This window comes from Defluviitalea raffinosedens (assembly GCF_016908775.1).
GTDB classification, from domain to species: Bacteria; Bacillota; Clostridia; order Lachnospirales; family Defluviitaleaceae; genus Defluviitalea; species Defluviitalea raffinosedens.
Window position 1 is genome coordinate 1 of the sequence record NZ_JAFBEP010000005.1, and the last position, 17,684, is coordinate 17,684.

Here is a 17,684-nt window from a genome sequence, read left to right on the forward strand (position 1 = left end):
TATCGGTTATATGACTCCTCAACAGCTTGAAGATGCTTTAAGAAAAACTGCATAAAAATTTGAGTTTTTGTGTCTACTATATTGACATAAATCCAATCTATGTATGCCCCCTCCAAATTAGGAGTAACGCATACAACTGGCTGATCTTTTTCTAAACCAAAATCCTTTATACTTTTATAATAAGCATCTGCTCGATGGGCAAAGTTAGAAAATTTAATCGTACTGTCTATGTATCCTATCTTTTTATGTCCTAAAGATATTAGATATCGAACTGCTTTATAGATCCCTCCAAAGTTATCCATCACTACTGAATCAATATCATTTTTTTCAAATAAATTATCAACTGCCACAATAGGCACCGGTATATCTTGTAATAATTCAACAACCTCTGAATGAGCCTCTGTTCCTAAAAAAATAACCCCAGTATAATCTTCAAAATGAATATTCGCAATTTCCATTTGAAACTCACTGGATATAATGTTTTTAATAATCAGGTTGTATCCTAAATTACTGGCTGTCTTTTCAATCGCATCAATCACTGTAGCAATAAAGTCGCCATTTTGCTCGATAGCAGCGCCACTGCCAATGTATTTAATAAATAAAATATTCCTCTTCTGATTACTGCTTGTCTTTTTGTTGTAACCATATTTGTTAGCAATTTCTAAAATCATGTTGCGCGTTTCTTCACTGACTCCTGCTTTATTGTTAAGTGCTAAAGATACTGTAGCTTTAGATACCTTTGCAATTTCTGCAATTTCTTGTATTGTCATATTTACCACCTATTCTCCAGAATCGGCCAGACTTTATATGCACAGTGATCGTTTTGTTAAATTGTGCATTGATTTTTTAGTCGAAAGTTTAATTAATTTCTCTTATTTTTATCTATATTGTAGCACGGTGTTTAAAAATCTGCAACTAGTTTTTAATCTTTTTACAAATATTTTTTAGTTTGTTATATGTTTTATGCATATATATACGACAATTTTCTACTGTTTTTTGTATACATTGTCACTAATATAGCTATTTCGTCAATTTTAGACTTGATTTGGATTGCTAATTTTTTAATTAAACTTAACAAAATTGTTTAGTTTGTCGTTTAGTGTTTATGTGTAAAAATCATATTTTTAAACTAATGTTTATAAACCTTTTTAGTTTCCAATTTAAAACCGTTTAATATTATTTAGACTCATACCAGAAAATTATTTATAAAAAATTTTGACTACCAAAGAGATTTTAATTGGTTACATTTTCCTACTTTATTTTAGTCGTACCGTCTCAAAATGCATCTTAGTCTTATTTCTCTTTCGATAAATCTTGACAAACATGGTAGAATCAATGTAATGTTATAAGAAAAGGGAGTGAAAATTCACTCACTAATAATTTAAGAGGTGGTACTTGTATGGCTAGAGGGAAGAAAATAAAAAGATTAAAGATCAAAAAAAATGGTTCAATCAAGATAAAACTCATCGCTATACCATTGATTCTAGTACTCTTTGCTATAATGACTATAGGCATCATTTCTTCATATTTTATGAGACTAAGCTTACTTGATGAAATGAAAAAGAAAGGGCTGATTTTGTCTAAAGAATTTATAAACAGGGCAGAAGATAATTCTAAAGCATTAGAAATAATTAACAAATTGATTGATGATAAAATACTCGCAGCAGCTAAGACAGTTATTAGAGATCAAGATCAGCTCAGCAATACATTTCTAAAAAAAATAGCAGATGAATCCGGAGTTCAGCAGATCAACTGGTTTAATTCTGATGGGGTGATTATCTATTCCAACATTGATAAAAATGTTGGCTGGACAACTCCTCAAGGACATTCGATATACTATTTTATGTCTGGTACCAATAATGAATTTATAGACAAGATCAGAAAAGACTCTGAATCTGGTGAGTCATACAAATATGGATATGTTAAAAGCGCTGACGGCAGCTTCGTGCAAATAGGCATTTTAGCTGATGAAATCAATAAATTAACTGAAAACTTCGGTAATCAAAAGCTGGTAGAGGCTATGGCCTCAGACGATGAAATAGAATATGCTGTGCTGATGGATAATAATTTAATGGCTATCGCGCATAGTAATACAAGTGAAATAGGCGCAGTATTCAGCGATGAAGGAAGCAAATCTGCTGCCATTGACGGAATAGCCTATGCCCACGAAGTCTACTACGAATCAAAAGATACTATGGTTTATAATGTTATTTACCCAGCTGTAATAAACGAAGAACATATTGGTGCCGTTTCCATTGGTTATTCCATGGAAAACATTCAGAATGTAATTTCTAAAAATATTCAGTCGATAATTATTTCAGCATCTATAACTTTCATATTACTGGGATTAGTATTGTTTAATACATCTAATTATGCCGTAAAAACAATAAATAAATTAAGAGATCAAATGGCTCTTCTCTCATCCGGAAACTTCTCGCAAAATATATCACAGGATCTGCTAAGTAAAAATGATGAATTTGGACAAATTTCTCAAGCAGTGAACACAATGCAAAATTCTATAAAAAGTATTATTAAAACCATCCGCGATCAATCTAATCAATTAGCTTCTTCATCCAAAAAACTTCATCTTATAACCCAGCAATCTGCTACTGCTGCCAATGAAGTGGCTAAGACCGTCGAAGAAATAGCACGAGGCGTATCAGACCAGGCTAAAGATACAGAGCAGGGATTCTCATCTATTACAGAACTTAGAAATTTAATTGTTGAAAACAAAGCTTATATTGAGTCTTTAAACAATTCAACACAAAAAGTGAATGATCTTAAAAATGAAGGTCTGGAAATTTTAAAAGATCTGGTTCAGAAAACCTATATTAACAGCCAATCATCCCTTGAAGTTCAAAAGGTTATTTTAAACACGAATGAAAGTGTAAACGAAATTTCCAGTGCCAGCGAAATGATCAAAAGCATCGCTGCCCAAACAAATTTACTGGCTCTTAATGCAGCTATAGAAGCAGCAAGAGCAGGAGAAGCGGGAAAAGGCTTTGCCGTTGTCTCAGATGAAATCAGAAAACTGGCAGAAGAATCGAATAAATTTGCAGAACAAATCAATATTGTTATAAAAGAACTAACGGATCAAACATCTGCCGCAGTAAAAACCATGAAAGAACTAGAAAAAGTAGTATCTTCTCAATCTGAAAGCGTACATATGACAAATGATAAATTTATCGGTATTGCCAATGCCCTGGAAGAAATGAAAGAAATCATTCAGAGAGTAAATGATTCCAGTGATAAAATGGCAAATAAACAGCAAACTGTTATCGACATCATACATCATTTAGCAGCAATTTCAGAAGAAAATGCTGCCGGAACCGAAGAAGTTTCTGCTTCAATGGAAGAGCAAACTGCAAGTATAGAAGAGATTAACAATTCAAATAGCGAACTTGCAAAAATTGCTGAAGAATTAAATAATCAGATAGGACAGTTCATCATATAAAAACAAGTCGGTTAAAGAGTAACCGACTTGTTTTTTTGGAATGATTAGTTTGAGCAGTTGCCATAATCACTTGATCAGAAAGCTCTTCCATAAAACAGCAGTTCAAAGCAGATCATATTTTTAATACATATTATCTTCCATGAGCACTGCCATCATTTAATTATGTATGCCTTCAAACTTATTTACCATTTTGACTTCTAAGTTCATCCATCCAAGGTTCATTAAATGCGTCTGATTCTCCCCATCCGGGAATAACTTGTTTTAAAGTATCCATTATTGTATCAGCATTTAAATCTTCTTGTTTAATAAGATGGGCAGCTAAATCATAAGTTTGTGGAGTTTCTTCTCCTTTTAATTTTTTAGCCAAAATTCTCATATTTACCATTCCAATAAGTCTTGGATCTACTGCAGCAGTAGCCTTCCAAACACTATCTTGTTCTGTCATCAAATTAATATCCTGATTTGATATATCAATAGAAATGAGCTTAATGTCTTTGCGATTTGCATCTTGCAATGCTTTATATGCACCTTTAGCCATCTCATCCCAGGAACCCCAAATTGCATCAACACTACCTTCTGGATATTTAGCAAGTATTGCACTAACACGGGTTGATACTTCTCCCTGAACATCGTCCAATGTTGATGGTCCAATAAGTTCAAGAGTCTCTATTTTCCCCTCTGCTTCGTATTGCTTATAAATTTCTTCACGTCGATCCAATGGAGGCACCCCAGGACCATACCATAATTTTATAACTCTGGCAGGCTTGTTTGCTGATCTGGCAACAATTTCATCCAAAGATAATTTTGCCAGGGAATAATCATCTTGTGCTGTAGATGTGATCCCCTCTGGTATTACTCCATCCTTAAACGAAGTATCAAAGGTAACAATCTTTATTCCTCTATTTAAAGCCGGCTGTAACATTTCAGTAGAGTACTCAGCCTTACCATGAGAAATAATAAATCCATCATAATCTTTTTCAATTTGTTGGGCTACAAGTTCCTGGAATTTGGCATCATCCCCATTGGATATGAAAGTATCTACCTGATATCCTAAAGCTTGTCCTTCTGATACAGCTCCATCCAGAAATTGTTTTGTATGGTCGTCTGAAGGCAGATTTCTGATAACGGCTATTTTGATTTTGTCTTCACTGATTTTATGATCCGCTGTTTTTTCTTCTTCTAATGCAGCTGTACTGTCTATGTTGTTTGTAGTTGTAGTGCTTGCCGTGTTTCCACAGCCAATCAAAAGTGATGCTAAAAACGCAATACTGGTCATTATTGAAACAAATTTTCTTTTCATTTTGCATCCCTCCCATAATCTATAAATAATTTATAATAACTACAGGTATACAAGGCTCCCTTTGATACCCATAGTTACTGCCTTCAAAAGAATTAAATCATTGTAAAACCCAAAAATCCTACAACAACTTTTTACATCTTTCCCATCTCATCCATCTCCTTAACTGGTATATGAATTACTTAATATCCAAAATCAGTTAAGTGTCCTATATTGTACCATGACATTTTTGAAATCACAAGTACCATTTTGACGAATTGCTTCGAATATTTATATATGGTTTGCATATAAACAAAATATGTTTTTAATGTTTTTTGTATACTTTATCGATAAAAGGTTATCTCTTTATTCTGTTTTTATCTACTTTTCCAATTTTTAAAACTAACCTTACTAAATAATCTAGTTATTTCGATGTAATATTAGTAATTTCTTACTAAAATTCTAAACTTATATATTAATTGATAAAATTTAACAAATATAACGCAACACTATACAATAAAAACCCATTTGTCAATAATCTTTAATGAGGGATCTGCATGATCAAAGGGAAAGCGAAAAAACGCCTAATGGTTATAGGTGCTGTTTCTTCATATTTTATGAGATTAAGTTTACTTGATGAGATGAAAAAGAAAGGACTTATTTTATCCAAAGAGTTTATAAATAGAACAGAAGAAAGTTTTAAGGCTTTAGACATAATCAATAAGTTGGTTAATCATCAGTTGATCATAACAGCTAAAACGGTTATCAGAAATCAGGATCATCGAAAATCAAGCGGAATCTCCTGTCTTATAAAAAATAAATGGTGAGATTCCTGATACACCCTCTCACCATTTTTATATATTCTTATAAAGACAATAGAACCTTTATGTTAATATTTGAATACATCAATATTTTGAGCCATTTCTTCTGCCAGCTTCGATAAAGCATTGCTTGCATTGGCCACTTCTTCATTAGCAGCAACCTGTTCTTCCATCGGCTGAGAAATTTGCTGTACAGCTGCCGCATTGGCCTGAGATACAGCAGTTAAGTTTTCAATAACTTCGATCATACTGTCTTTTCTTTTTGCCATCTTCTTTGACAATTGATTTAATTCTTCAGTGATACTCTTCATTTTTCCGATAGCTTCTGCAATACCTTCAAATTTATTCTGTGTCATTTCAACACTTTCGGACTGAGTCGATACAATTTGACTGGTCGTTTCCATTCTGTTAACAGCTTGCTCTGTTCGATTCGTCAATCCTTGAATGATATTGGTTATTTCTCCTGCAAACTTGTCTGACTGCTCTGCCAACGCTCTTATTTCTTCTGCTACCACCGCAAAGCCTCTTCCCATCTCTCCTGCCCGGGCCGCTTCAATGGCTGCATTCAACGCAAGTAAATTCGTCTGATCTGCAATATTTTTAATCATTTGGCTGGCATTCGCGATCTTTTCAGCATCTTCATTAGTATTAATGATTAAATCATAGATAGCTTTTACTGCCTTATTAGTTTCTTTATTGCGTTCTACTAATTCTTTAACGATTTTTAATCCTTCATTTTTTAAATCGTTAACTTCTTCTGCAGCTACATTTAAGCTTTTCATTTCTTCCCATTCTTTAGTAATGATCTGTCCCATTTCTTCAATTTGAATTTCTCCCTGCTCTACTTGCTTTGCCTGTTCTGAAACTTCTCTTGCAATAATTTCCATGGATTTTGAAATTTCTTCTGCAGAAGCAGTGGTTTCTGCACTAATCGCTGATAATTCTTCTGAAGACCCAGCCAGTTGCTGAGAAATATTGTCCACATTGGAAATAAAGTTTCTTAAACTGCTAATAACCTTCTGAAATGCCTTAGCTAAGATTCCTATCTCATCTTCTCTTGTTAGTAAATCCTGGGATAGATCTTCTTGAACATTTAATTCAGATACCTTTTTAGCATACTTTGCAATAGAAGCAATCGGATTTGTAATTTTACGAGCTATGACTACAGTAGCAAATATTACAGCCACAATTCCAATGATAGTCATTATAAGAAACACTATGCCCAAACTTGACAAGTCTTCCTTTATAATCTCTGCAATATTTTCCATTGGAACTGCAACAGCGAGAATCCCTATATTTTCTCCCAGAGCATCGTACAAAGGTTCATAAATTGTCAAATACGTTTTTCCCAGTATACTCGATTCTCCCATATATGTTTCTCCGCTTGCTATAGAAGCATATATCTCACTGTCTCTTTCCAATGCAGTACCTTCAAACCTTTTTCCATTATCATCGACTATATTGGTTACAATCCTATAGTAGTCCTCACCATCTTTAGCAAAAATAGTGGCTGCATCTCCTAAATCCACCAGGATTGTATCTACCATCCCATAGTTGCCTTGTAAACCAGTCCCTGCTTTGCCATATAACTTCCCATCTTTTAGGTACAAGTCTCCAAAATGCTGTTTCAGCATTAACTTTGCTGTATAAAGATCACTTTCAAGCTTCGTATCTAAGACAACCTGCTCTATAGCTTTCCCCGCCTGATGGTACCCAAATACACTGATAAGGATACTGACTATAATAAATAAAGAACCAAAATAAATCGTTAATTTCCCTCTTGTGCTCTTCATAATATGTCCTCCTGCAATAGATCAATATACGCTTTTATATATAACTTATACTATATCAAGAACTTTGTCAATAAATAAACAAAGTAAATATTTTTTGTCGATTAATCGGAGAAAGGAAAAAATTTTACTGTTATTGTCGAATTGCCTTTAATTCTTTCTCTATTTGAGATTTCAAATTAGCCGGTGGATTCCACAAAGAATCATATCTAAACAATACGAATCCTCCATAATGGCTTTGCAGTCTGCCATCCCGGATCATCCTTTGAAGCATATCTGTGGTCCCGATCCATTCTGTTTTGCCATTTCCAGCCCAAGTATCTTCGTTTCCTAATTTATATGCTGCCAGGCCTATGTATAGCTTAATATTTTCATTTTTAATCAAACCATTCCACTGTTTTAGCAGTTTCTCATATGGCTGTGTGGAATGATTGTAGCCAAAATAGATTTGAGGACAAATATAATCGATATATCCTGAACTTGACAGCCATTTTTCAACATCTATATACTGCTCATTATAGTTTTTCTCTATAATCCCTTGAGGGCTTATGCCAAAACGTACAGATGGATTGTAAGATTTAATTGAACTATAAACATCTCTAATCAGTTGGTTGACATTTTCTCTTCTCCAGTCTGCCTGGCTTAAACTTCCTCCGTTTTCTACATATTTTTGATAATATATACGATCAAAGTCTAAATTGGTTGTAGGATAAAAGTAATCATCAAAGTGAATTCCGTCTACATCATAGTTTTTCACAATCTCCATAACGCCCTTTGTGATTAATTCCTGAACGTCCTTGCTGGCAGGGTTATAATAAATGCCGCTGCTTAATTCGATAACTCTGTTACTGCCATCATTAAGCCATGTTAATGCTTGATTCTGATCACTTAAAGTTTTCTTTGAACCTGCTCTTATACGATAAGGATTAATCCACGCTTCAAATTTAAGACCTTTATTATGGGCTTCCTCCAGCATAATTTCTAAAGGATCAAAACCAGGACTGATCCCTTCTGTTCCTGTTATAATATAAGACCATGGAAAATAATTTGAAGGATAAAGAGCATCTCCAAAGGGTCTTACCTGAACAATGACTGTGTTCAAAGTAGCATCTGCTATATTTTTATACATACTTCTTATAGAATTTCTGAATTCTTCTTTACTTTTATTAGGAAGCACTTTCTGTAAATCCAGATAAGAAATCCAGACAGCCCTTACTTCTCCATCCTGGAAAACCACCTTTTCATCCTGTGGCATAACATCCTCTGTCTGTGAAAGGAGATCTTTTATTTTATCATCACTAAAATAACCTTCAGCCAGCAAAAAGCTTGTTAAAAAACTATCTATCTTGCAAGCTTTTTCAACTTTGACAGGAGAAATAACTTTGTCTTCTATCAAAGCAAGGATTAAGCTTTTGTCTTGATTTTTCATTTCTTCAAAAAGGCTCTTATAGGATAGCATGGCCATGTAATCCCTTAAAATGCCTCCATTGCCCATGGAATTTAAAACATATAATTCAGTATCATCCAACATACCAATTTCATAGGCGAAATCTAATGCTTTGCGGTAATCAAAATCTCCTGCCTCATCTTTATAACCTAAAGCCCTTAAAAGCATTGTAGTATACTGAATAGGAGTAATTTCCTCCTTTGACCCATATAAAGTACTGCTAATCCCATTGGTTAAGCCCCTTTGATATAAGTAAGCTATATGTGGGCTTGCCCACTGAGGAACATCCACAAAAGGGTGTAAATTCTTATCCGCTTCCTTAAGGGCAAGATCTTCTGCTCCTAATAATCTCACCAGCATTACTCCTGCTTCTGCACGATTAGACTTTCTGCTTAATTCAAATCCCTGATCTGTTCCCTGAAACAGTCCTAATTCCTTTAACGTTTCAGCATAATGGATATATATACCGCTTTCAGCGCCATGAGTTAAAGAAACACTTGAAAAAGTTATAGTTAAAATTAAAGTAAACATTAAGATATTCTTTAAATATCTGTACATTGCTTCATGCATTCTTTTTCCTCCTTATTGATTAAACTGGGCTCGTTTGCTTTTTCATACAAATCAATTTTCCTATCCCTAAAAAAAATGATGGACATAAAAGATAATTACCTTTTACTCCCATCATCTTTCAAAGCAATTATAACACAGGTTATACTTATCCACAAGAACGAAAGAATACGTTATTTAGTAACTTCCACAATCGTTTTAAACAAATCACCATCAGTTTCTATGTCAAATCTTCCCTCATGGCTGTCCACAATGGATTTTGCAATCGCCAGGCCAAGACCTGACCCTTCGGTACTTCTTGATTCGTCTCCTCTTTTAAAGCGTTCAAGAAGTTCATCTATATTCTCCGGCAATTCGTACTTGGAAATATTTTTAAAAGTAATAACAACGCTATAATCTCTTTCAGTAATTGTAATATAAACTCTCGTATTTTCCAAAGTATATTTTACAATATTACTGATAATATTATCAAATACTCTCCACATCTTGCGTCCGTCAACCCAGGCAAATATATGAGGACTGTCAAAAGTGATCTTAAAATCCAAGTTGGCTGCCTGTATTTTTTCATCATATTCTGCCAAAGCTTGTTTAAGCAATTGAACAATATCCACTTTTTCTTTAGATAATTCAATATTGCCACTGGCCATTTTAGAGACTTCAAATAAATCATCTATTAATACTTTGAGCCTTTTTGATTTTTTGTCTATAATCTCTATATATTTTTCCCTTTCTTCTTCACTAAGTTGTTTGTCTTTAAGAAGTTCCGTATAGTTGATTATAGAAGTAAGAGGGGTTCTAAGATCATGACTGACATTGGTAATAAGTTCTGTTTTTAATCTTTCACTTTTTACCTGTACCTTCTGTGAAGTATCTATTCCTTCTTTCAGGCGGTCCAAGTTTTCTGCCAGTTTTCCCAGAAGTCCTTTCTTGCTTCTTATGATTTGGCCATTTGCATTTCCTGCCAATATATCTTCTGAATACTTAAGCAATCGGTTAAAATATGCCACCTTGCTAAAAATATAAATCAGTACGCAGACACTAATGATTAAACCAAAGGGGAAAAGGGCGAGTATATCACTCATTCCTAGCTCTCCTAAAGCTATTCCTGTTCCTATCCCTAAGAATGAAACAATTCCCAGTATAAGCAATATTTTAATTACACCACTTTTAAATAAAAAACTGCCCTCAAGAGATTTCTTAACGTTTACGATAAAACTCTTCTCCCATTCAGTTTTTATATGCTGAAGTGATTTAAAAACAGGCAGTAAAAATATAATCTGAATGATCAGTACAGTGAGCGCCACTGTATATACAGCAAAATCTGAAATATCCAAATAATAGTAGGGATAGTATTCTATGTACGTATAATGTGTGTTAATGAATAAAAGATTTAAAAGCAGAACACATATCCTCAGATCAATAGGATACCTGGAATAAATTTTTTTAAGAGGTTGTAAAATTTCGGAACACTCCGAAGCATATTTTTTCAAATAATAATAGCCAAGAACAATACTTGAAATCAGTGCAGTAATTCCAGTACCGAGTAATATGAGATAATTTGTCATTTCGTCCTGATAATCATACATATTTTCAACAATTAAACTGTGTTTCTTATCACTTTTGGGAATAGCGATGAATCCTGTTAAATCCTTTGTTATAAAAAAGCGATTAATAGACGTAAAGACATCATTTCCTTTGGTATGATAAGGAAATGTACAGACAAAAAAACTGGATTGCTGGATGGAGTCAAAATCTTCGTAGTTCTCCAGGTTCGTATAAATATTCCCTTTACGATCTTTTATATAATAATTAATATAACTTTGCTCATATTCAAACCTTTGCCTGTCAGTTACGATATTATACTCTTCAGTCACTTCTGTGGTATAAGTATACTCTTCATCTGTTTCTTCATCATATATTTCTGCAACAAACTCTTCATTTGTTTCTACGGGCACATTTTGCACATAAGATTCTCCAGGGCCCATATAAAATTGCTCAAATAAATATATAAAATCTTCCAATTCATCTGCAAACTCTCTGGTATTGAAATAACTGCCTTTTAAGTAATAACTGGCTTTATTCGCTAAAAAATCAGTGGTCCTAAAACCAAAGGAAAACAAAGCCAAAATAGTTAATGCATAAGCTATGATTCTGATTTTACTTTTCAATTTTATATCCAATTCCCCACACCACCTTTAAATATCTTGGTTCTTTCGGATTAATTTCAATTTTTTCCCTGATTCTTCTTATATGTACGGCTACGGTGTTTTCCGGATTATAACTGGGCTCATTCCATACTTTTTCGTAAATTTCATCTATCGAATATACTTTAGGAGCATTGAGCATAAGAAGTTCCAGTATTTTATATTCTGTAGAAGTAAGCCTTACAGGTTCCCCATTAGCAATGACTTCTTTAGTGTCCTGATTTAAAATCAACCCGTTGATGTCGATCACTCTTTTCATTCCTTGATAAACTCCCAATTTCATATATCTTCTCAGCTGAGATTTCACTCGGGCAATCAATTCAATAGGATTAAAGGGTTTAGTAACATAATCATCAGCCCCTATCTGAAGACCGAGCACCTTATCCGTATCTTCACTCTTGGCCGTCAACATAATAATGGGTATATTCATCTCTTCTCTTATTTTAAATGTTGTATTAATTCCGTCCTGTCTTGGCATCATAATGTCCATAAGAACTAAATGTACTTCTTTTTCTTTCAAAATTTCCATTGCTTCAATACCGTCTTTTGCATGTAGTACGGTAATCCCTTCATTTCTTAAGTAAATCTCGATGGCATCTCTTATTTCTTTTTCATCATCAACCACTAGAACTGTATACTGATCCATATTACACCCTTCCTTCACACAAGTTAAAAAGATTATATCACACCTCTCAAAATTTAAGTTTTACTTTATTATAAAGTCCAATATTTAAATTCTGCCGGATATAATTCTTAAATTTTTCTTAAGATAAAAAAACACCCCTTAAGGGGTGACCAATTTATAAATTGCTTCTGCCATATTATTTAATGGTATTTGCTTTTCAACTGCTCCGATATTAAATGCCACTTTAGGCATACCATAAACCACACAGGATTTCTCATCCTGTCCCAAAGTCATACTGCCTTTCTTCTTCATAGCAAGGAGTCCTTTTGCTCCATCATATCCCATTCCAGTCAGAATAATTCCCAGTGCCTGATCGCCCAGATGGTCGGCAACAGAATGGAACAATACATCTACAGAAGGGCAATGGCCATTGACCTTCTCTCCTTTGAAACATTCAATAACAAATTGAGTACCTGCTTTTTTTATCTTCATATGAAGCCCACCTGGAGCAATGAATGCTTTCCCCGGTAATACGATATCCCCAGTCTCTGCTTCTTTAACCTCTAATAGACAAGCACTATTTAATCTTTCCGCATACATTTTGGTAAATACCGGAGGCATATGCTGTACGATCACTATGCCAGGCATAGTGGGGGGAAGCTTAGTTAAAATATTGTATAAAGCTTCTGTCCCTCCTGTAGAAGCACCTATGGCAATCATTTTTATATCTCGTTTCTGCCTGGTTTGAGATGTAATTACAGCACCGCTTTCCAAAGAAGCATTTTTATTTAATATTTTTGCCGTAGAGGCAATCTTTATTTTTAAAATAAGCTCATTGATAAACTGTTCTCTTGCCTTGGGGTCTACGCCCTGGGGTTTGGATACAAAATCTACCGCCCCGGCATTTAAGGCATTAAATACATTTTCACTGACAGAACTTACAACCACTGTAGGAATAGGATATTGAGGCATAAGCTTTTTTAAAAATTCAATTCCATTCATCCTTGGCATTTCCACATCCAACGTCATGACATGAGGATGGTACTGTAAAATCTTATCTCTTGCCTCATAAGGGTTAGATGCCGTGGCAACGACTTCTATCCCTTTATCCTCTGAAAGCCTTTTTGCAAGCATTTGTCTAAATACAATAGAATCATCTACAATAAGCACCTTTAGTTTTCTTTGATTAATCAAAACAATCTATTCCTTTCTATAAAGAGCAGGCATAACATATTTATATCCTGTTTCATTGCGATTTATGGATTCTGAATGACCAATAAACAAGTACCCCCCAGGTTCCGTAATTTCATAAAACTTATTGATAAGTTTCCTTTTTGTTTCAGCATCAAAATAGATCATAACATTTCGACAAAAAATCACATGAAATTTTTTTCGGAATGGAAACTCCGCACTGTTTAAGTTAAATCTCCTAAAAATTACTTCTTTTTTTATTTCGTCGGAAATCGCATACTCTTTGTCATTAAGGCGGTTAAAATAATTGAGCTGCCAATGTTTGGGCAGAACAGAAATGCTCTCCTTGGAATATACCCCCCGTATAGCTTTTTCCAAAGCTTTAGTAGATATATCCGTTGCCAGTATTCTGGTATCCCAGAAACCTTTATTCGCCCCAAAATAATCCGCCATAATCATTGCCAATGTATAAGGTTCCTCTCCGCTGGAACACCCTGCACTCCATATTCTTAGATCTTTCTTGGATGCTTCAACAGAAGCCAGATAAGGCAATATTTTATCTTTAAAATACATAAAGTGTTCAGATTCCCGCATAAAGAAAGTATGATTTGTTGTAAGTTTATTAATTAAAGTCTTTACAGCCTCTCCTGTTTTATCTGCCTGAATATAATCAAAGTAGCTGGAAAAACTATCAAAATTGCCCTGTGAAATAATATTTTGAAGCCTTCCTATAACAAGACTCTTTTTTTCTGGCTTAAAATTGATGCCATAGTATTTTTTCATATACTCAGCAAGCTTTTTAAATTCTTTTTCTGTAATGTTCAGCATTGGCTTCACCTTTCATATTATATCAAAAAGCAGAGAACTTGTAGAGTTCTCTGTTTTATATAAAGAGATTAATATTTACCAAATTCCTTATCATCTAAATCTATTCTTATTTGTGGCATCATAGTTTCATTATATTCGCCCTTAGGGGACAAAAAATTACTTCTGTTTTCCATAGTCCTTAGCATTTTCAGCATTTCAGAATTGAGCGAACCAGAATTGCTTTTTAGATTATTCCTTTTTAGTTTAAACTGATTAACAAGATCCTTAAGAAGCTCTGCCTGACTGGATAATTCTTCGCTGGCAGCAGCACTTTCTTCGGAAGTGGTAGAGTTGTTTTGAACCACCTGGGATACCTGATTAATTGCCTGACTAATCTGTGCAATCCCTGAAGCTTGCTCATTAGAAGCTATAGCAATTTCTCTTACTAAATCTGCAGCCTTTGCAACCTCTTCTACGATTTGATTTAAGGCTGTTGCTGTAAAATTGGCTATTGTTGTTCCATCATTTACTTTCTTGATGGATTCTTCAATCATTGCTGTGGTTTCTTTCGCTGCATCCGCTGAACGGGCTGCTAAGTTTCTTACTTCTTCTGCCACTACAGCGAATCCTTTTCCGTGCTGTCCTGCTCTGGCTGCTTCAACAGCTGCATTTAATGCAAGGATATTGGTTTGGAATGCAATATCGTCTATCACCTTTATAATCTTTGAAATATTATTGGAAGACTCATTAATTTCTGTCATGGCTGAAAGCATATCTTTCATCTGCTGTTTGCCTTCAGCCGCCCTGTTTTTAGCAATTGTCGCAAGCTCATTGGCTTGATTCGCGTTCTCTGCATTCTCCTGCGTTTGAGTGGCAATTTCTTCAATAGAAGAAGTAATCTCTTCGATTGAACTTGCCTGTTCTGTTGAACCCTGAGACAAGGCCTGGCTGGCTGCTGCTACCTGTTTTGATGCGGAAGCTACCTGTTCCGAGGCCGAATTAATATTACTCAATACTTCATTATTCTTTTCGATCATTTCTGAGAGTTTTCTTCCTAAAAGGTCATTCTCTGATCTTACTTTAACCTCTACGGTTAAATCGCCATTGGCAATCTTTTCAACTGCCAGTGCCTGTTCTCTTATATTGGCAATCATTTTGCCAAAAGATTGCATAAGCCTTCCGATTTCATCCTTCCTGTCTCCATGAATATCCACATTCACATCACCCAGTGCAAGTTGATCGGCTGCATTCATGAGCTGGATTACAGGATGGCTGATACTTCTGGAGATAAAAAATCCAAGAAACACTGCCATAAGAAGACCCACAAGAATAATTATAAGCATAACTACAGTGGATACTGATGCAGTCCTACTGTTTGTCTCTGCAGCCTGTCTGGCCAAATCAATTTTTAATTGCAGCAACCGTTCAATAGAGTCTTGTACTGCTGTTGCGATGGGAGCGCCGTCGGTATATAAACTTTTGAAAGCTACATCTTCCTGCCCTAGCTTAATATAATTATCTATTTTACTTTTATATTCTTCGTAATCATAAATACTGTTTTTCAACTGTTCAAAAGCAACTCTTACTTCATCGCTATTAATTTTTTCTTCAAAATTAGCAAAAAGTTCATTAATCTCGTAAGTTAATTCATCATATTCCTTCCACTTGTCCTCCCTAAAGGAGGCATCGGTATTGATAATTAAATCTCTTAATATTACCCGCTTTAATTGATAATCCTGCATAATTCTTGTCAAATCATCCAGCGCATCGGTATGATATTCATACAATTCTGCATCCAAATCGGCAATCTTCTGTATATCTAAAACCCCTATACCCCCAATAATGCCTGCGATAAAAGCAACAAGTAAGAAAGATAAAATCAATTTTTTACCAATATTCATATTATGGAACCATTTCATGCCGCATCATCCCCTTGAATAATTTATCGATCATTTTCTAAAATGTTTGTGAAAGATCTTCAATTTCGTCTTCATTGAGCAATTTTTGACAATCAAGAATAAGTTTTACGTTTTGATCAATTTTTCCAATAGCTTTGATATATTTATTCTGGCTACCTCGATTCACTTGTGGCGGAGATACAATGTTTCCTTCATCTATGGATAGTACTTCCGACACTGTATCTACTATAAGACCAATGGATATTTCACCGATATCTATCACGATAATGCAAGTTCTGTCGTCGTATTCTCTTGGTTCTTTCTTAAATCGAAGCCTGATGTCCATTACAGGGATAATTTTACCTCGTAAATTAATTATACCTTTTATGTATTCAGGCAGCTCCGGTACTTCTGTAATGGTCTGCATACCAATGATTTCTGTAACATATCGGACTTCGATTGCATACTCCTCTGCTCCAATCGAAAAAGTTAAAAATTTACCCTTTTGAGTATCTTCTTCTACCATCAAACTATCCATTTCTTCTCCCATGGCTTAGGCCCCCTCATTGTCCCATTATTGAATTTGCAAAACCGGTTATATCAAAAATCAGGCTGACACTTACATCTCACCGCAATGTGCATCCTCCATCTTCTTTAACCTCTTTAGAACGCTCGAAGCCCAAAATTATCTGATATTGTATTTGGTAGAAGAATATAATGGCGCTTTGTAAAAATGATTAAGAGGCAGCCCCTTAAGTTCCGGATGCTGGGTTTAATACCTGAGATATAACCAGTTCTCCTGCAATATCCATAAACACTACAGTTTTGATCCGTTGACACTTATTAAACTAAATAAACAGCGGCATTTTTTTCATACCTTTCAGCTATATGCTGATCTTTTGCACATTTCTTTTGGTCCAAATTGATCGTTTGATTGTGCTGTATGGCTCCAGATTGAGTCTTTCAAGGAATATGATGCCTGACAAAAATAAACGAAACTCTTTAAGACTTTTATCTGATTTAAAATATGCCATAAAATATGCCATAAAGCTTTCATTTGTGACTATTTTTGTGTTTTTCTTCAGACAATTCTTTTATAATATGCATTATGCCAAAGGCAATCTCACTTAATTTATGGGCAACTTCAAAAACCCTGATACTTTCATCCCTTAAGCTGCTTCAAAAAAAGATTGATGCCATTTTGGCATATTGTAATCTTCTTATGCCGACTGGAAACAGATATTAAAATTTACTTAATGCTTTGACCACTGTTTCTTCTTTGAAAGGTTTTACTATAAAACCCTTAGCTCCCAGCATAATCGCTTCTTTTACAAAACTCTCCTGACCTAAAGCAGTAATCATAACAACATTTGCGTTTTTATCATACTCTTTTATTTGTCTTAAGGATTCTATCCCATCCATTTCAGGCATTGTAATATCCATCGTTACAATATCCGGTTTAAGTACTTTATACTTGTCTATTGCTTCGTATCCATTACCTGCTTCACCTATAACTTCAAATCCATTATTTTCAAGCATAAGCTTTAAACTGCTTCTTATAAACATTGCGTCATCTACAATCAATATTTTTTTCATATATACAC

Annotated in this window: 13 protein-coding genes; 2 read left to right on the forward strand and 11 right to left on the reverse strand. The window is 34.5% G+C overall.

Features of this window, described 5'->3' with window-relative positions; genetic code table 11:
- Positions 1-770 (reverse strand): LacI family DNA-binding transcriptional regulator (locus JOD07_RS05405; RefSeq protein WP_204612681.1); only part of this gene is annotated, 770 nt, incomplete at its 3' end.
- Between the two features lie 629 nt (positions 771-1,399).
- Between JOD07_RS05405 and JOD07_RS05410 the strand changes: the two genes are divergently transcribed.
- Positions 1,400-3,454, forward strand: a complete 2,055-nt coding sequence (locus JOD07_RS05410) for a methyl-accepting chemotaxis protein (RefSeq protein WP_204612683.1) — start codon at positions 1,400-1,402, stop codon at positions 3,452-3,454.
- A gap of 178 nt (positions 3,455-3,632) precedes the next feature.
- Here the strand turns inward: JOD07_RS05410 and JOD07_RS05415 are convergent, their stop codons facing one another.
- Positions 3,633-4,754, reverse strand: a complete 1,122-nt coding sequence (locus tag JOD07_RS05415) for a sugar ABC transporter substrate-binding protein (RefSeq protein ID WP_204612685.1) — start codon at positions 4,752-4,754, stop codon at positions 3,633-3,635.
- Positions 4,755-5,287: 533 nt separating this feature from the next.
- On the opposite strand from JOD07_RS05415, the gene JOD07_RS05420 reads away from it, so the two are divergent.
- Positions 5,288-5,557, forward strand: coding sequence for a hypothetical protein (locus tag JOD07_RS05420; protein ID WP_204612687.1), 270 nt, complete (start codon positions 5,288-5,290; stop codon positions 5,555-5,557).
- 62 nt (positions 5,558-5,619) lie between these two features.
- Here JOD07_RS05420 and JOD07_RS05425 read toward each other — a convergent pair whose 3' ends face one another.
- The 9 genes from JOD07_RS05425 to JOD07_RS05465 all read right to left on the reverse strand — a co-directional run bounded on the left by JOD07_RS05425 (position 5,620) and on the right by JOD07_RS05465 (position 17,676).
- A complete protein-coding gene (locus JOD07_RS05425; protein WP_158741240.1) occupies positions 5,620-7,344 on the reverse strand; it encodes a methyl-accepting chemotaxis protein in 1,725 nt (574 codons plus the stop codon).
- A gap of 130 nt (positions 7,345-7,474) precedes the next feature.
- Positions 7,475-9,358 (reverse strand): glycoside hydrolase family 10-like protein, encoded by a 1,884-nt coding sequence (locus JOD07_RS05430; protein ID WP_158741241.1) that lies wholly within the window; start codon positions 9,356-9,358, stop codon positions 7,475-7,477.
- A gap of 170 nt (positions 9,359-9,528) precedes the next feature.
- Entirely contained in the window at positions 9,529-11,535 is a 2,007-nt protein-coding gene (locus JOD07_RS05435; protein ID WP_158741242.1) for a sensor histidine kinase, read from the reverse strand.
- Positions 11,513-12,205, reverse strand: coding sequence for a response regulator transcription factor (locus JOD07_RS05440; protein ID WP_158741243.1), 693 nt, complete (start codon positions 12,203-12,205; stop codon positions 11,513-11,515). The genes JOD07_RS05435 and JOD07_RS05440 overlap by 23 nt, the downstream gene beginning before the upstream one ends.
- 138 nt (positions 12,206-12,343) lie before the next feature.
- On the reverse strand, positions 12,344-13,378 hold the full coding sequence (locus JOD07_RS05445) for a protein-glutamate methylesterase/protein-glutamine glutaminase (protein ID WP_204612689.1): 1,035 nt from the start codon (positions 13,376-13,378) through the stop codon (positions 12,344-12,346).
- A 6-nt stretch (positions 13,379-13,384) separates the two neighbouring features.
- On the reverse strand, positions 13,385-14,203 hold the full coding sequence (locus JOD07_RS05450; RefSeq protein ID WP_158739599.1) for a CheR family methyltransferase: 819 nt from the start codon (positions 14,201-14,203) through the stop codon (positions 13,385-13,387).
- A 68-nt stretch (positions 14,204-14,271) separates the two neighbouring features.
- Complete coding sequence (locus tag JOD07_RS05455; protein WP_243429254.1) at positions 14,272-16,083, reverse strand: methyl-accepting chemotaxis protein; 1,812 nt, start codon at positions 16,081-16,083, stop codon at positions 14,272-14,274.
- 55 nt (positions 16,084-16,138) lie between these two features.
- A complete protein-coding gene (locus tag JOD07_RS05460; protein WP_158739597.1) occupies positions 16,139-16,630 on the reverse strand; it encodes a chemotaxis protein CheW in 492 nt (163 codons plus the stop codon).
- Between the two features lie 692 nt (positions 16,631-17,322).
- The gene (locus tag JOD07_RS05465) at positions 17,323-17,676 is read right to left on the reverse strand and encodes a response regulator (protein WP_158739596.1); all 354 of its coding nucleotides are present in this window, start codon (positions 17,674-17,676) and stop codon (positions 17,323-17,325) included.
- Between the last annotated feature and the right edge of the window lie 8 nt (positions 17,677-17,684).

Bases quoted from the DNA above. Each gene is read 5' to 3' on its own strand.
- JOD07_RS05410 (WP_204612683.1), top strand. From the start codon at position 1,400: ATGGCTAGAGGGAAGAAAATAAAAAGATTAAAGATCAAAAAAAATGGT.
- JOD07_RS05415 (WP_204612685.1), bottom strand. From the start codon at position 4,754: ATGAAAAGAAAATTTGTTTCAATAATGACCAGTATTGCGTTTTTAGCA.
- JOD07_RS05420 (WP_204612687.1), top strand. From the start codon at position 5,288: ATGATCAAAGGGAAAGCGAAAAAACGCCTAATGGTTATAGGTGCTGTT.
- JOD07_RS05425 (WP_158741240.1), bottom strand. From the start codon at position 7,344: ATGAAGAGCACAAGAGGGAAATTAACGATTTATTTTGGTTCTTTATTT.
- JOD07_RS05430 (WP_158741241.1), bottom strand. From the start codon at position 9,358: ATGCATGAAGCAATGTACAGATATTTAAAGAATATCTTAATGTTTACT.
- JOD07_RS05440 (WP_158741243.1), bottom strand. From the start codon at position 12,205: ATGGATCAGTATACAGTTCTAGTGGTTGATGATGAAAAAGAAATAAGA.
- JOD07_RS05450 (WP_158739599.1), bottom strand. From the start codon at position 14,203: ATGCTGAACATTACAGAAAAAGAATTTAAAAAGCTTGCTGAGTATATG.
- JOD07_RS05455 (WP_243429254.1), bottom strand. From the start codon at position 16,083: ATGAATATTGGTAAAAAATTGATTTTATCTTTCTTACTTGTTGCTTTT.
- JOD07_RS05460 (WP_158739597.1), bottom strand. From the start codon at position 16,630: ATGGGAGAAGAAATGGATAGTTTGATGGTAGAAGAAGATACTCAAAAG.
- JOD07_RS05465 (WP_158739596.1), bottom strand. From the start codon at position 17,676: ATGAAAAAAATATTGATTGTAGATGACGCAATGTTTATAAGAAGCAGT.